The sequence below is a fragment of the Faecalitalea cylindroides genome, assembly GCF_028321995.1.
Classification (GTDB): Bacteria; Bacillota_I; Bacilli_A; order Erysipelotrichales; family Erysipelotrichaceae; genus Faecalitalea; species Faecalitalea cylindroides.
In genome coordinates this window covers 1-15,252 of the sequence record NZ_JAQLXG010000014.1, presented here as the reverse complement: position 1 = coordinate 15,252, position 15,252 = coordinate 1, and the positions used below count along the sequence as shown (strand labels likewise).

The window sequence follows — 15,252 nt, the reverse complement described above, 5'->3', positions numbered from 1 at the left end:
TTATGAGATTGATTTTATTTTTTGATCTTCCTGTGGTAACAAAAGAGCAAAGAAAAATATATGCGCAGTTTAGAAAGTTCTTAATTAAAAATGGATATATTATGATGCAATATTCTGTGTACTGCAAGATTTTTGCAAATAGAGAAGCCGCAGTTAAACATGTTGGAGTTTTGGGAAAGAATGTACCCAAATCTGGTCAAATCAGAATACTCTTAGTAACTGAAAAACAATATTCTAAAATTGAAATTATTGTTGGAGGAAAATCACTACAGGAAGAACTGGTAAATGGAGATTCATTTATTAAAATATGAACAAAATTACAATAAAAAACGGAAATAATAAATATGATATTACCATTAATAGAGTCAAATATGTTTTTTCTTCTAATCAAGATGAATTTAAAATTAAACAATCGTTTCGGAACTATTTTTCTAAAAACAAAAGTGAATTTAGAAAAGAAAATGGCAATTCCAATAAAGTTTTATTTAATGATAAGGATTTAGATGTAAAAAGAACTTTATTTGTTGAAATTAATTCTGATTTTTCAATTAATGAAGATTGTAAACTGAACTCAAAATCTTTGATCTTAAAGTATTTAGAATTGAGATTACAAGATATGGAGTACTTTGATACGATTAATACAATAAACTTATTATTCGAATCTTTATCGGAAGAGTTAAAAGATGAAAATGGGTTGAATACATTATTTGATGCAATGGATTATAAACATTTATCGAAATTGATTAATCCATATTATTTTGATGAATTACAGAAAGATGAATATGATTTAACTTTTGAAGAACTGTTATTATTTCAAATCAAATTGATTAAATATATTTCTCTTAATAATAATTTTTATGAATACATTATAGTTTTTATTGATTTAGATGAAGTTACCCAAAACTTAATTCAACAAATAAATTCTTTATTGAATTGCTATGTAATCTGTTTCTCAAAAAACTATGTTTTAGAAATGAGTGATGATGCCGCGATTATAGAGAATGAAGTTTTTGATTTATCGAATATTGAAGAGGTTTATGCATATTTCTACCAAAAATCATCTAATATACTACCTATTGAGGAAGTGAGGTTATATATGAAACAATACATAATTGATAAATACACTTATAAAAAGATTGATATTATTGATGAACTGATAAAATATGGTAGTAAATAAACTTAATATTTAAAAATACTCAAATTATGATAATATTTATTTGAGGTTTTGTTACCATCTGAATTTTTGCTAGAACATAACAAGCTACTAATAAATATGAAAAAAAGACGTGTTTTGTTACCATCTGAATTTTTGCTAGAACATAACAAGCGAATTCTATTTTCTTGACTCTTTCCCGTTTTGTTACCATCTGAATTTTTGCTAGAACATAACGATCACCTCTTTTTTCTATTCTTATAATAAGTTTTGTTACCATCTGAATTTTTGCTAGAACATAACCATCAATGCAGCTAAAGCGAACTTGAAAGCGTTTTGTTACCATCTGAATTTTTGCTAGAACATAACGTACATTAAATGCAGATAACAAACGTAAACGTTTTGTTACCATCTGAATTTTTGCTAGAACATAACTACCTTTGGAGATACTTGAAAAATTTATATGTTTTGTTACCATCTGAATTTTTGCTAGAACATAACCTATGAAAATGAATTTAAAGCTAGCGAAATGTTTTGTTACCATCTGAATTTTTGCTAGAACATAACCGTTTATCAGACACTTCATTAACACCGATCGTTTTGTTACCATCTGATTTTTTGCTAGAACATAACAGCGCAGACAACGAAACCGCAACAATGCCAGTTTTGTTACCATCTGAATTCTTCTAAAGAATGATTTGAACTTTCCTATATAATTTATACATGTTTTGTAGAATATATTAAATCAATTAAATACGAATTAATCAATCATAATTAATGTTTGATGGTGTTTATTAGATTTTGGTTTTTAAGGTAATTAAATACTCATTAGCTGCAGTTTGAGTAAGGAAATAAATAAAAAGAGGAAAGATATAAATTAAAAATTTCCTCTTTATACATTCTAATTTAATGATTGTTTAGCTTTCATCAATAACTCCGAAGAAACTCCGGTGATCTCCAGGATATAAGAATCCGATATTCCTTTTCTTAATAAGTTTTTTAAAATCATTAAAATACCATCTTCTCTACCCTCAGTTTTACCTAAGATTTTGCCCTCTGCTCTTGCTTCCTCTCTCATTCTGTCTAACGATTCACACATTACAATAACCTCCTTTTCTTCTTCCTTGATCTGTTGATACAGTTCTTCATCTTTTGCCATGCTGGCAATAACTAATGCTACCTGCTTGGGTATGCCTTGTTTATATTTATTTCTTATCGTATTAAAATTGGCATTCAATATATCTCTTGTCATGGAAAAGACCAGATCCAATTCCTTGTCCTTATATCGATGCGTATCACTATGCACTTCAAGTAAATTCATCTTGTATTCGTTCAAGTGTTCTACATCTTTCACATCGAACATATCTTTCATGCTGAAATTGGTCTGCCATGGTCTTGTTCCATAATAGATCACGATGGTGATGCATGGAATCAATCTATCACTTGCCTTGATCCCGGATAGAAACTCCTCACTGCTTCTTAGATCCTTCTTTTTCCTGTGTTCCTTTTCAAGTATATCCATCTGATCCTTATACACCAGGCAGTCATACTGTAGGATACGATACGGCATAGGATAGTTCTCAATCAGTTGATTTTCAATGCCCAGATAATAGGAACCATATCTTCCATTCCACAACATCAGCACATCTCTTGTATAGGCCTGTATCTTTGGATCCACCAGCATCAGATTTTCTGGTTTGACGATCTCCTGACCCTGATAGAGACAGGTATTGATCAGACAGGCAAAGTGATGTGCATCCTTGAAGAAGGTATTGATTTCCTGATCAAACGTACCAAAGCTGTTTTCTTTTTGTATCATTTTTTCACACCTCCAATATATCATGAGAGACTTGAATTGTCATTGAACCATGCATTTATGTTTTTTCAATCCTCTCTCACTTATCTATCACACCGGAAATGACCAAAATGACAAAAAAATTTAAAAATTTTTTTAGAATAGTTCTTTGATTCTATGCTCTTTAAAAAGAAGGCTGATATTAGTATAATTTTAAACATGAATGAGAATTTGATTAAAGGATCAGTGACAAAATCATTATTGTTATTCGCATTGCCTATGATTTTAGGGAACATGTTACAACAGTTATACAATGTGGCAGATACCTTTATTGTTGGACAATTTATAGGTTCAAATGCATTAGCTGCAGTTGGCTCCTCTTTTACTCTGATGACATTTTTGAATTCAATCATTTTAGGTCTTTGTATGGGAAGTGGGGTCCTTTTTTCCATGTTATATGGAGCTAAAAAAATGGATAAGATGAAGAATGCGTTCTTTATATCTTTTGTTGGTATAGGATTATTGTCTGTTGCTTTAGAGGCTGGATGCTTGTTATTGATTGATCCTATTTTGTCTTTTTTACAGATTCCTTTAGAAATATGGAGTGACACGCATGATTATCTATTTTATATATTTTTAGGCATTCTATTTACTTTTTTGTATAATTATTTTGCTTCACTTTTAAGAGCTTTAGGGGACTCGAGAACACCATTATTATTTTTAGGTGTTTCTGCAATTGGAAACATAATCTTAGATATCTATTTTATTGTTAGTTTGCATATGGGTGTTGCAGGTGCTGCTATCGCAACAACAATGTCACAAGCTTTAAGTGCGATAGGGCTTTTTGTGTATGTGTTCTTTCAACAGAGAGATTTACTTCCACAAAAAGAATATTGGTATTTTGATAAAAGTGTATTTCAAAAAATCAAAGATTATTCTTTATTGACGTGTGTACAACAATCCGTAATGAATTTTGGAATCCTTTTAATACAGGGATTGGTTAATAGTTTTGGTTTAGTAACTATGTCGGCTTTTGCGGCAGCCGTAAAAATAGATTCATTTGCCTATATGCCTGTGCAGGATTTTGGAAATGCTTATTCAACTTTTGTTGCACAAAATAAAGGCGCAGGATTAGAAGAACGTATACGTAAAGGAACAAAATCAGCTGTTATTGTTGCAGCTTTATTTTGTTTCTTGATTTCAACTATTGTTTTTAATTTTGCGGATACATTGATGTTGATATTCATTAAACCGGAACAGACAGAAATCATCTTAAAAGGGGCGGAGTATCTTCGTATTGAAGGCGCTTGTTATTTAGGAATCGGACTTTTGTTTTTGTTGTATGGATATTATAGAGGCGTTGGTAAGCCAGGCATTTCGGTTGTGTTAACGATCGTATCTCTTGGAACCAGAGTTTTGTTATCTTATGCACTGGCGCCTACTCTAGGCGAGCACATGATTTGGTGGTCTATTCCAATTGGATGGTTTTTAGCGGATGCCGTAGGAGTGGTTCAGGGTATTCGAAAAGAAAAATGGTTTTCTAGAAAGAGAGCAGAAGATGAAAAAGTATTCAACGATTAGTGAAATCAGCAAGCTTTTGGGTTTAAGTACTGATACAATTCGGTTTTACGAAAAAAAAGGACTTGTCCATCCTCATGTGAATCCAGAAAACAATTATCGCATGTATACATTGATGAATGTCTTAGAATTATTAGATGTTATTTATTATCGTCATTTGGATTTTCCTCTTTCAGATATATATGAATTATCAAAGGCATTAAAACCATCTTATACAATTGAATTAATAGAGAAAAAGGAAGAAGAAACCAAGCGAAAGATATACTATGAACAACAGTTATTAAAAAAGATTTCACATATCAAATCGATGTTTCACATGATAGAACATCATGAAAATGAATGTTCTATTCAAGATTTTAAAGAATCGATTATATTATTTGAGGGAAAAGACAAGGAAGATTTCTTTATTCATGATATTCAATATATGACTCAGGATCAGTTTGTTCTTTGCGCTTTTTACACGCATTATGAATTAAAAAAAGACCAGATGGAACTAAAGCGAACCTTTGTCAGCATTGAAACACAGCTTCTTCAAAAAATGAAGATGAAAGAAGAATTGAAAAATTCAACAAAGATCAATAAACAAAAGTGTGTCTATCGAGCTGTACGAATGAAAGATGGAAAGGTAAGTCAGGAAGATATTGAACCGATGAAAGCATATGCCAAAGAAAATGGGCTTGAATTAAAGGACCATTGTCTTATTCGTGAAATACCGGTTACATTTTATACAGATTATGAACACTATTATGCCGAAATTTTTTTGCCGATAAAAAACAGTTGACCTTGGAGTTGCTCCAATGTTTATACTCTTGATTTGGGAGGGATGATCATGGAGCGTAAATATCTAAATTCACAGTTTTGGAAGTATATTTTACCATCTATGTTCACCATGTTGTTGAGTGGTTTTTATTCAATCGTAGATGGTCTTTTTGTTGGAAATTCGGTAGGGAATGATGCCTTAGCAGCTATCAATCTTGTTTATCCAATCCAAGTAATTTTAAATGCATCTGCAATTGGAATTGGAATTGGAGGAGCCGTAGCGCTATCTTATTTTTCAGGCAGGGATGAAACGAAGAGCGCAGATCGATCTTTAGGTTCGACAATTACGCTTTTGATCGTTGCCGGTATTGTTTTGTCCATTGTTTTATTTTTTGCGACTCCAACGTTATTAGAGATTTTAGGAGCTTCTGGAACTATTTATGAATATGCCTATGATTATATATTTGTGATTCTTTGTGGAGGCCTTTTACCTGTTTTAGGAAATGGGTTAAGTCCTTTGATTCGTAATTATGGAAAAACCATTGTTGCGACGATCTGTATGAGCAGTGGTTTGGTTACTAATATTGTTTTAGATTATATCTTTGTCTTCCTGATGGAAATGGGACTATCTGGAGCTGCTTTGGCAACGATCATTGCACAGGGAGTTGTTGCGCTAAGTTGTTTGGCTTTCTTATATGCATCAAAGTTAAAAGAAATCTCATTGCACTGTTATGTACCCTCAGCATCTTTGATAAAAAGAATCGTAACTGTAGGCATCTCACCTTTTGGGCAAACCATGATTCCATGTATCATGATCGTTTTGATCAATTGGACATGTATTATGTATGGTGGGAACGATGCATTAACAATTTATTCGGTAATTTCTTACGTGCTTTCCAGTGCTCAATTGTTGTTGCAGGGTATCGGCGATGGTGTGCAGCCATTGTTGAGCTATTATCACGGTAAAGGAAATAAAGATGTGATCCATTATTTATATCGCAAAGCCTTCTTTGTTTCTCTTGGTGTATCAGTTATCTTATTTATGGGTGTTTATTTGTTTAATGAACCTTTAACGGGATTATTTGGCGTCTCTCATTCGCTATATGATGGTACAAAACTGGCGTTGATCATCACAGCTCTTTCTTTTCCTTTTATTGGAATCAGTCGTCTTACTTCAGCAGTATTTTATGCCTCCGGCCGATCTAAAAATTCTACATTTCTAGTTTATATCGAACCTTGTTTATTATTACCGGTATTTTTGATCGTTTTCTCATCTTTATTTCAACTAACTGGAGTATGGTGTGCTTATCCAGCAACTCAAGTTGTCTTGTCTGTAATTGCCCTGGTCTTGCAAAGTCCGAATTTAGTTGCAGATCATGAAAAAAAGATTGTTGAGGTATCTATTTAATTCTTGTTGTGATATCATCTAATCTAAAGAGGTGAGTATTATGAAAATTGCCATCGTTTTTTCAAGTAATACAGGAAATACAGAATATCTTGCTCAAGGGATCAAAGAAGTTGTTCAGAAAAATGATTTAGTTTATTTTGGAAAATTTCAGGAAGGCATTGATGCTGATCTTTATTTTGTAGGTTCTTGGACAGATAAAGGATGCTGTAGTGAAGAAATTAAAAGTTTACTTTCAAGTCTAAAGAATAAAAAGATTGCTTATTTCCAAACGGCTGGATTTGGCGGATCTCAAGCTTATTTTAAACGTCTATTAGATACGGTGATGAAATTGATAGATTCATCAAATGAATTTCTGGGTTCATATTTTTGTCAGGGGAGAATGCCTGATTCTGTAAAAAATCGATATCTTATGATGTTAGAGAAGAATCCAAATGATGAAAGGATATTGGCTAGTTTAGATAATTTTGAAAAAGCGAAGAGTCATCCAGACTTTGATGATTTAAAACGCATAAAAGAATGGGCACATTCAATGATAGATACATTATAGGTTTGTTTTAAGACAGACCTTTTTTGTTGACAAGCAAGACAAAAGGTTTATAATGTGAACAGTTTACTTGGTGAACATACAGGAGGCATGTTATGAATAAACTAAAGTCAGTATATTGTCGTGTATTTCAAACTTGTTTTAAGATCGCAATTCCTGTTTTGCCATATCGCAAACCAGAAACGATTTCGTCTTTAGATAAATTACCGGATGTCTTAAAAAAAGAACAATGTTCAAGAGTTCTTTTAGTTACGGATGCAGGTATCATAAAAGTTGGTCTACATTTGCCTATTATTGAAGCATTGACCAATGCTGGGTATCAAGTCAGTGTTTATGATAAAACACAGGTAAATCCTACGGTTGAAAATGTGGAAGAAGCAGTTAAGCTTTATCATGAAAATGGATGTCAAGGGATCATTGCTCTAGGTGGCGGTTCCAGCATGGATTGTGCAAAAGGCGTAGGCATTCGTGTTGTTAGAAAACGCACACCTTTATCTAAGATGAAAGGTGTCTTAAAAGTGTTGCATAAATTACCAGTATTGATCGCTATTCCTACAACAGCAGGAACAGGAAGCGAATGTACGCTTGCAGCTGTGATCAGTGATCCGGCAAATAAGACTAAATATGCGATTGAAGATTTTTGCTTGATTCCTAAATATGCTTTGTTAGATGCAAGAATGACGACGTCTTTGCCACCATTCTTAACAGCAACTACAGGCATGGATGCGCTGACCCACGCTATTGAAGCTTATATTGGAAGGTCTACGACCAAAGATACAAGAGAAGCGAGTCTTCAAGCGATTTCGTTGATTTATGAAAATTTATTTGAGGCCTATCATCATGGGGATGATTTAAAGGCACGCGAGAATATGGCACATGCAGCGTATCTTGCAGGATGGGCCTTCTCAAAATCGTATGTAGGTTATGTTCATGCTTTGGCGCATGCACTGGGAGGACGTTATGGTGTTGCACATGGTTATGCCAATGCGATTCTTTTGCCTGTTGTGTTGAGAGGATATGGAACCAAAGTGTATCCAGCTTTAAAAGATTGTGCAGTAGCGGCGGGTTTGGCAGATGTAACAACCGATGAGCGAATTGCGGCTATACGTATGATTGAATCTATTGAAGAGATGAACAATGTCTTTGATATTGGTTCATCGATCGAAGAAATTCAAGTTGAAGATATTCCAGAATTATGCCATCATGCTTCTAAAGAAGCCAATCCTCTATATCCAGTTCCTGTACTTTTTGATGAAAAAGAACTGGAGAGATTTTATTTAGATATTGTTAAGAAGGAGAGCGTAGTATGGAGTCCAGTCAGATCCAAGAAATCATTCAAAGCCAAAGAAACTACTTTAATTCCGGAAAGACCTTAAATGTAAATACTCGTATAGAATATTTAAAGAAACTTAAAAGGGTTATTTTAGAAAAAGAAGATCAAATCAATGAAGCCTTGTATAAGGATCTTGGAAAAACATCCAGTGAGAGCTATATGTGTGAAACTGGAATGGTGTTAAGTGAATTATCATATATGATACGCCATACTAAAAAGTTTGCCCGTAAGCATCGTGTTATGACTCCACTTGCTCAGTTTCATGCTTCTAGTTATCAGATGCCATGCCCTTATGGAGTTGTTTTGGTCATGTCTCCTTGGAACTATCCGTTTATGTTAACCATTGATCCTCTTATTGATGCAATTGCGGCAGGCAATACTGTTATGGTAAAACCAAGTGCATATTCTCCATATACTTCTCAAATCATTGAGGAAATACTGACAAATGTTTTTCCTAAAGAATATGTGAGTGTAATACTTGGAGGAAGAAAGGAAAACCAGGCTTTATTAGAAGAAAAGTTTGATTACATTTTCTTTACTGGTTCTCCATATGTAGGACATGAGGTGATGTCCAAGGCAAGTGTGCATTTGACACCGGTAACTCTTGAGTTAGGTGGAAAGTCACCTTGTATCGTGGATGAGACGGCTAATATAAAACTGGCAGCAAGACGTATTGTTTTTGGTAAGTATCTAAATCTTGGACAGACTTGCGTAGCTCCAGATTATATTTATGTTCATACTTCTGTTAAAGATAAACTGATTCATGAAGTAATTCAAGAAATTAAGCGTCAATATCAAGATTTGTCTAGTTATGGCAAGATCATAAATGAGAAGCATTTTGATCGAATCAGTAAACTTTTAGATCCTAATAAGATCGTTTATGGAGGAAAGACAAATCGTGAAACATTGAAGATCGAACCAACGATAATGGATAACGTTTCATGGGATGATGCGGTTATGCAGGAAGAAATCTTTGGGCCTATCATGCCAATCTTAACGTTTACCAATTTTGAAGACTGTATCAATATTATAAAAGAAAAGCCATCTCCTTTAGCTTTGTATTTGTTCTCGTCAAATAAAACAAGAGTTGATATGGTAACTCATAGTGTTCCATATGGAGGCGGATGTATTAATGATACGATCATTCATCTTGCCACCAGCAATATGCCTTTTGGTGGAGTGGGCAATTCAGGTATGGGTGGATATCATGGCAAAGAAGGTTTTAAAACATTCACGCACTATAAATCCATCGTAGATAAAAAAACATGGCTGGATCTTCCAATTCGATATCAGCCATATTCCAAGTTATATGATAAATTGATTCATATATTTTTACGATAAAAAGAGCCAAAATTGGCTCTTTTATTCTATAATCTTTATTTTTTGACAATTCATCAATTGAGGAGGCAGGCTCATGGTCATACCGGGTCCAGCCAAGACTTGAACATTTTGTCCATCTTTAAGTTTTGATGTATTGATACCATCTGGTAAATATACTTCAATTTCTCCTTCGTATGGGGAAATGGATGTGCCTGATATTTTATTGTTTTCTTGATCGAACGTAATATTTTCAATGGTGTACCACTCTTGGTCGACTGTTGTTTCAGGTTTAGGTTTTAAGTAAAAAAATCCTGTGGTCGCAATGATCAAAATGATCGCAAAAATAATGATTCTTTTTTTCTTCATATTTAATTCCTCTATCGATAAGTATATCATAGAAAAATATTGTCATAAAAGGGTAATATATTGTTAAAATGAAGTAAAAATCGATGGTTAATCTGTATCAGAGATAGTTTTGAATTGAATTATGTGATAGAATATAGAATAGTTTAGACTCAAGGGAGGAAAATTATGGCTGGATTATTTAGCAAGTTGTTCTCTGAAGAACAAAGAGAATTGGCATCTTTAGAAAAAATGGCCGATAAAGTCATTTCCTATGAACCAGAGATGCAGAAATTAAGTGATGAAGAATTAGCTGATAAAACAACAGAATATAAAGAACGTTTAGCAAATGGCGAAACGATTGATGATATTTTATATGAAGCATTCGCAACGGCTCGTGAGATGGCTTATCGTCAATTAGGTGAAAAGCCATATAAAGTACAGATCATGGGTGCAATCGCAATGCATAAAGGTGATATTGCCGAAATGAAAACCGGTGAAGGTAAAACTTTGACCGCAACGATGTGTGTTTATTTAAATGCCTTAGCTGGAAAAGGTGTTCATGTTATTACGGTCAATGAATACTTGGCTGGCCGTGACGCGGACTGGATGGGGAGAATCTATCGTGCTTTAGGGCTTACAGTAGGTGTAAATAAGCGTGAATTAAACGCAAGAGAAAAACGTGAAGCTTATGAATGTGATATCACATATACAACGAACTCTGAATTAGGTTTCGATTATCTTCGTGATAATATGGTAACAAGTGTAAAAGATCGTGTAATGCGTGGTCTTCATATGGCAATTATTGATGAGGTCGATTCTGTTTTGATCGATGAATCACGTACTCCATTGATCATTTCCGGGGGTAAAAAACAGACTGCCAATCTTTATATCCAGGCCGATAAATTCGTTAAGACTTTAGAAGCTCCTGAATATGAAACCGATAAATTTACACATGAAAAGACTTTGATTTCAGGTGATTATGATATTGATCAGAAAACACGTCAGATCATGTTAAGTGAGGCTGGTGTGGAAAAAGCAGAAAAGTATTTTAAATTAGATAACTTGTATGATATCAACCATACTCAACTTGTCCATCATATCAATCAAGCTTTGCGCGCTAACTATATTATGATGAAAGAAGTTGAATACGTAGTTAGCGACAACCAGGAAATTGTGATCGTAGACCAGTTTACAGGTCGTATGATGCCTGGACGTGCTTATTCAGATGGTTTACATCAGGCAATTGAGGCAAAAGAGGGTGTGCCAATCAAAGAAGAAACATCTACTTTGGCAACTATTACATATCAGAACTTCTTCCGTTTATATGAAAAACTAGCAGGTATGACAGGTACAGCTAAAACAGAAGAGGAAGAATTCCTTTCTACATACAATATGCGTGTTGTTGTCATTCCAACAAACCGTCCAGTAATTCGTAAAGACTTGCCAGATGAAATTTATGCCCATAAAGATGATAAATATCGTGCACTTGTTCGTGAAGTTAAAGCACTTTATGAAAAAGGGCAGCCTGTTCTGGTTGGTACGATTGCGGTAGAAACGAGTGAATTGATCAGTGAAATGTTGAAAAAAGAAGGCATTCCACATGAAGTGTTGAATGCGAAAAACCATGCTCGTGAAGCAGAAATCGTCGCAATGGCAGGGCGTCCAAAATCTGTAACGATCGCAACCAACATGGCTGGTCGTGGTACCGATATTAAATTGACAGAAGAATCACGTAAATTGGGTGGTTTAGCGGTAATTGGTAGTGAACGTCATGAATCACGTCGTATCGACAATCAGCTTCGTGGACGAAGCGGACGTCAGGGTGATCCAGGTTTCTCTCGATTCTTTGTTTCTTTGGAAGACTCCTTGATGGTTCGTTTTGGTGGCGAAAAACTTCAGAAACTATTTGAAAAAATGGGGGATGAACAAATCGAATCTAAAGCTGTTACGAAATCTATCACAATGGCGCAAAAGCGTGTTGAAGGATATAACTTTGATATGCGTAAACAATTGTTAGATTATGATGATGTATTACGTCGTCAGCGTGAAATCATCTATGCACAAAGAAATCGCATCTTAGAAAGCGAAGAAGTACATGAAATGGTACATGTGATTTTTGAAAAAACATTGGATCAAACATTACAGGCAAATATTCTGGATGAGAAAAAACAAACAGTGGATATTCCAGGTCTTTGTAAATCATTAGAGATGACAGGTTTAACAGAAGATAGAGCTATTCATGCGCAGGAATTAGAAGGCTTGAAATATGAAGAAATCAAACTTCATTGTTTGGATCGTATCTGGAATGATTATGAGAAAGAGATTGAACCTGTTAAGATGCAGTTCTTGCCATTTGAAAAAACTGTTGTCTTGCGTAATATTGATAGAAACTGGATCGAACATATTGACCGCATGGATAAATTAAGAAGTGGTATCTATTTACGTTCTTATGCACAAAATAATCCTTTGCAGCAATATGTACAGGAAGGTTTTGATATGTTTGAAGATATGAACAAACGTATCGATAGAGAAATTGCTTTCTTCTTATTAAAAGTAAGAATTCGTAGGGAGACAAAAGCGTAATGGAACTTTATGAATTAAAACAAGGAGTGACTACTCACCTGGAGAAGTTAAATTCTCTAGGTGAGTCACTTTGACTTAGCTGATAAAAAAAATCAAATTGAAGAATTAGACAAAAAAACTTTGGAAGATGGATTTTGGAACGATCAAAAGAAAGCTCAAAGTGCAATTCGAACACGTAACAATCTAAAAAATATTGTCGACAGCTATCAGGCTTTAGATGATACTTTAAAGTCTTTGGATGAAACGGCAGATGCCATTAAGGAAGTATTCGATGAAGAGCTTATTGCTTTGGCAGAAGAAGAATATGATGCTATGGCAAAAGACTTTGAGAATTTTGAAATTCAAGTGCTTTTGTCGCATGAATATGATCAAAACAATGCAATCCTAGAATTGCATCCAGGTGCTGGGGGAACTGAATCTTGTGATTGGGCCAGCATGTTATATCGCATGTATACACGATATGCGGAAAAGAAAGGCTTTAAAGTTACAGTTTTAGATTATCAACCAGGTGAAGAAGCTGGAATCAAGAGTGTTACTTTCCTGGTTGAGGGGGATAAGGCATACGGTTATCTAAAAGGAGAAAAAGGTGTACATCGTTTAGTACGAATTTCACCATTTGATTCTGGGGCGAGAAGACATACTTCTTTTGCTTCTTTGGATGTAATGCCTCAGTTCAATGATGAAATTGAAATTGAAGTAAAGCCGGAAGATTTGATCATAGAGACAAAAAGAGCATCTGGGGCTGGAGGTCAGCATATTAACAAAACGGACTCAGCTGTTCGTATCGTACATAAGCCAACTGGTATTGTTTCAACTTGCCAAAATGGAAGGTCGCAGCACGAAAACCGCGAAGAAGCGATGCGTATCTTAAAATCTAGACTTTATCAATTAGAAATAGAAAAACAAGAAAAGAAACTGGCAGAAATTAAGGGCATTCAGGCAGCCAATGAGTGGGGAAGCCAGATTCGAAGTTATGTCATGCATCCATATAGTTTAGTGAAGGATGTTCGCACAGGTTGTGAAACAAGCCAGGTACAAAACGTATTGGATGGAGACTTAGACGAGTTTATCTTTGCCTATCTAAAATCACAAATTCAATAAGATCACCTTTTAAGGGTGATCTTTTTAAAAAGTTTCATACTGTAATTAGAGACGGATAAAAGTACAATAATTCTATAAATTGGATTTTTTGTTGGAGGTATCACAATGAAAAAAGAGACTAGGGAAGATTTTGATAACTAGAATTAACAATGTAGGAGGACAAGTAGTTGTGGGAATAAAAATAGTATATGCTTATAATCGAGCTGAAGAAGTAAGTAAACTATTTACAGAATATACGGCTATGCTAATTGAAAAAGATAGTTCTTTCCAAAAATATTTAGATATTCAAAATTATAGTGAAGAAATGAAACATTTGGAGAACAAATATGGTTTGCCTAATGGAAGATTATATTTGGTTTATTGTGATGAGAAATTAGCTGGTTGTATAGGGCTAAGAAAAATTGACAGTCAAAATTGTGAAATGAAGCGTCTCTATGTAAGGCCTCAGTTTAGAGGACGAAAAATAGGTAATCTGTTAGTTGAGAAAATCATAGATGATGCAAAGAAAATAGGGTATTCGTACATGCTGTTAGATACACTCCCGTTCCTGAAAAGTGCAATACATATGTATAAAAAATATGGATTTTATGAAATAAGCAGTTATAATGATAGTCCTATGGATACTTCCATATATATGAAACTTAATTTATAAATTTTAGTTTAAAAAAATACTCTTGAATATTTGCAAAAAGTGATCCTTCGACTTTTCAGTATAGAATTTAAAAAGGATCAGCTTGTAATGATAGATTGAAAGGATTAAACTTGTCATATATGCTGTTGGAGGATGGAAAAATGGTAGAAGTTAGTGAAACGTTGAATGTGAGTGCGAGTGATTTCTTTGATACGATTATTGAATCTGTTGTGTATGATGCATGTCAGGCAACAGGAAAAAATATTCGAAAGAGCCATTTAAAGAAAGGTTTTTCATACTCCAAAAAAATCAAAAATAGTTTTGGAAAGAAAGAAAATTCAAGAGTAGTTATCCAAGAATTTGAAGCTCCTTCGATTTATAAAGTGAAATTTGAAGGATCGACTGGATACGATATCATGACATATAAGATTGAATCGTTAGAAGACGAAAAGATCACTGTTAGATATTCAGAAGATTTTATCAGCGAATTTACGGTTGAAGGCAAAAGTTCTAAAATGATGGAAAAATTGAATAACAAAAGAGCACAAAGGCGAGCAAAGAAATTGTTAAAGAATATAGAAGCATATATTCAAAATAAACAGAATACAGAAGATATACAAGAAAATGAGTATTCCAATGGTTGAGAGCCACTTCGTCCAATAGAGAGAGCCAGCCAATCCATTGGAGTGAGCCATAGAATCC

At 34.1% G+C, this 15,252-nt stretch carries 14 protein-coding genes and 1 CRISPR repeat array; of the genes, 12 read left to right on the top strand and 2 right to left on the bottom strand.

Features of this window, described 5'->3' with window-relative positions; genetic code table 11:
- Positions 1-2 precede the first annotated feature (2 nt).
- Together cas2 and PND65_RS07825 are read left to right on the top strand one after the other, a co-directional pair.
- The gene (gene cas2 / locus PND65_RS07830; protein ID WP_239455846.1) at positions 3-311 is read left to right on the top strand and encodes a CRISPR-associated endonuclease Cas2; all 309 of its coding nucleotides are present in this window, start codon (positions 3-5) and stop codon (positions 309-311) included.
- Complete coding sequence (locus PND65_RS07825; RefSeq protein WP_271991486.1) at positions 308-1,177, top strand: hypothetical protein; 870 nt, start codon at positions 308-310, stop codon at positions 1,175-1,177. The genes cas2 and PND65_RS07825 overlap by 4 nt, the downstream gene beginning before the upstream one ends.
- 45 nt (positions 1,178-1,222) lie before the next feature.
- A CRISPR array of direct repeats spans positions 1,223-1,786; the repeat unit is 36 nt; unit sequence GTTTTGTTACCATCTGAATTTTTGCTAGAACATAAC.
- Between the two features lie 268 nt (positions 1,787-2,054).
- On the opposite strand, the gene PND65_RS07820 is transcribed toward PND65_RS07825, so the two are convergent.
- On the bottom strand, positions 2,055-2,972 hold the full coding sequence (locus tag PND65_RS07820; RefSeq protein WP_271992459.1) for an Rpn family recombination-promoting nuclease/putative transposase: 918 nt from the start codon (positions 2,970-2,972) through the stop codon (positions 2,055-2,057).
- 195 nt (positions 2,973-3,167) lie between these two features.
- On the opposite strand from PND65_RS07820, the gene PND65_RS07815 reads away from it, so the two are divergent.
- The 6 genes from PND65_RS07815 to PND65_RS07790 all read left to right on the top strand — a co-directional run bounded on the left by PND65_RS07815 (position 3,168) and on the right by PND65_RS07790 (position 9,911).
- On the top strand, positions 3,168-4,529 hold the full coding sequence (locus PND65_RS07815; protein ID WP_195191096.1) for an MATE family efflux transporter: 1,362 nt from the start codon (positions 3,168-3,170) through the stop codon (positions 4,527-4,529).
- The gene (locus PND65_RS07810) at positions 4,507-5,307 is read left to right on the top strand and encodes a MerR family transcriptional regulator (protein ID WP_271991779.1); all 801 of its coding nucleotides are present in this window, start codon (positions 4,507-4,509) and stop codon (positions 5,305-5,307) included. Before PND65_RS07815 ends, PND65_RS07810 begins: the two co-directional genes overlap by 23 nt.
- A gap of 48 nt (positions 5,308-5,355) precedes the next feature.
- Positions 5,356-6,693, top strand: coding sequence for an MATE family efflux transporter (locus tag PND65_RS07805; protein WP_271991782.1), 1,338 nt, complete (start codon positions 5,356-5,358; stop codon positions 6,691-6,693).
- Positions 6,694-6,733: 40 nt separating this feature from the next.
- Positions 6,734-7,240 (top strand): flavodoxin family protein BilS, encoded by a 507-nt coding sequence (gene bilS / locus PND65_RS07800; protein ID WP_022355768.1) that lies wholly within the window; start codon positions 6,734-6,736, stop codon positions 7,238-7,240.
- Between the two features lie 92 nt (positions 7,241-7,332).
- Positions 7,333-8,613 carry an iron-containing alcohol dehydrogenase gene (locus PND65_RS07795; protein WP_015535354.1) on the top strand — a complete coding sequence of 427 codons (1,281 nt, stop codon included), beginning with the start codon at positions 7,333-7,335 and terminating at the stop codon, positions 8,611-8,613.
- Positions 8,544-9,911, top strand: a complete 1,368-nt coding sequence (locus PND65_RS07790; protein ID WP_271991784.1) for an aldehyde dehydrogenase — start codon at positions 8,544-8,546, stop codon at positions 9,909-9,911. Before PND65_RS07795 ends, PND65_RS07790 begins: the two co-directional genes overlap by 70 nt.
- Positions 9,912-9,932: 21 nt before the next feature.
- On the opposite strand, the gene PND65_RS07785 is transcribed toward PND65_RS07790, so the two are convergent.
- Positions 9,933-10,256 (bottom strand): hypothetical protein, encoded by a 324-nt coding sequence (locus PND65_RS07785; RefSeq protein WP_087159206.1) that lies wholly within the window; start codon positions 10,254-10,256, stop codon positions 9,933-9,935.
- A gap of 165 nt (positions 10,257-10,421) precedes the next feature.
- On the opposite strand from PND65_RS07785, the gene secA reads away from it, so the two are divergent.
- The 4 genes from secA (at position 10,422) to PND65_RS07765 (ending at position 15,194) form a co-directional block, all read left to right on the top strand.
- Entirely contained in the window at positions 10,422-12,818 is a 2,397-nt protein-coding gene (secA, locus tag PND65_RS07780) for a preprotein translocase subunit SecA (protein ID WP_087159205.1), read from the top strand.
- Positions 12,818-13,919 (top strand): peptide chain release factor 2 gene (gene prfB, locus PND65_RS07775; protein WP_271991786.1). Its coding sequence is split into 2 segments (ribosomal slippage): positions 12,818-12,889 and positions 12,891-13,919, totalling 1,101 coding nucleotides; the frame shifts between segments, so codons are not numbered across the junction. Before secA ends, prfB begins: the two co-directional genes overlap by 1 nt.
- A 169-nt stretch (positions 13,920-14,088) precedes the next feature.
- Positions 14,089-14,571, top strand: coding sequence for a GNAT family N-acetyltransferase (locus PND65_RS07770; protein WP_271991788.1), 483 nt, complete (start codon positions 14,089-14,091; stop codon positions 14,569-14,571).
- 140 nt (positions 14,572-14,711) lie between these two features.
- Positions 14,712-15,194, top strand: a complete 483-nt coding sequence (locus PND65_RS07765; protein ID WP_271991791.1) for a DUF3284 domain-containing protein — start codon at positions 14,712-14,714, stop codon at positions 15,192-15,194.
- The last annotated feature ends 58 nt before the right edge of the window (positions 15,195-15,252 follow it).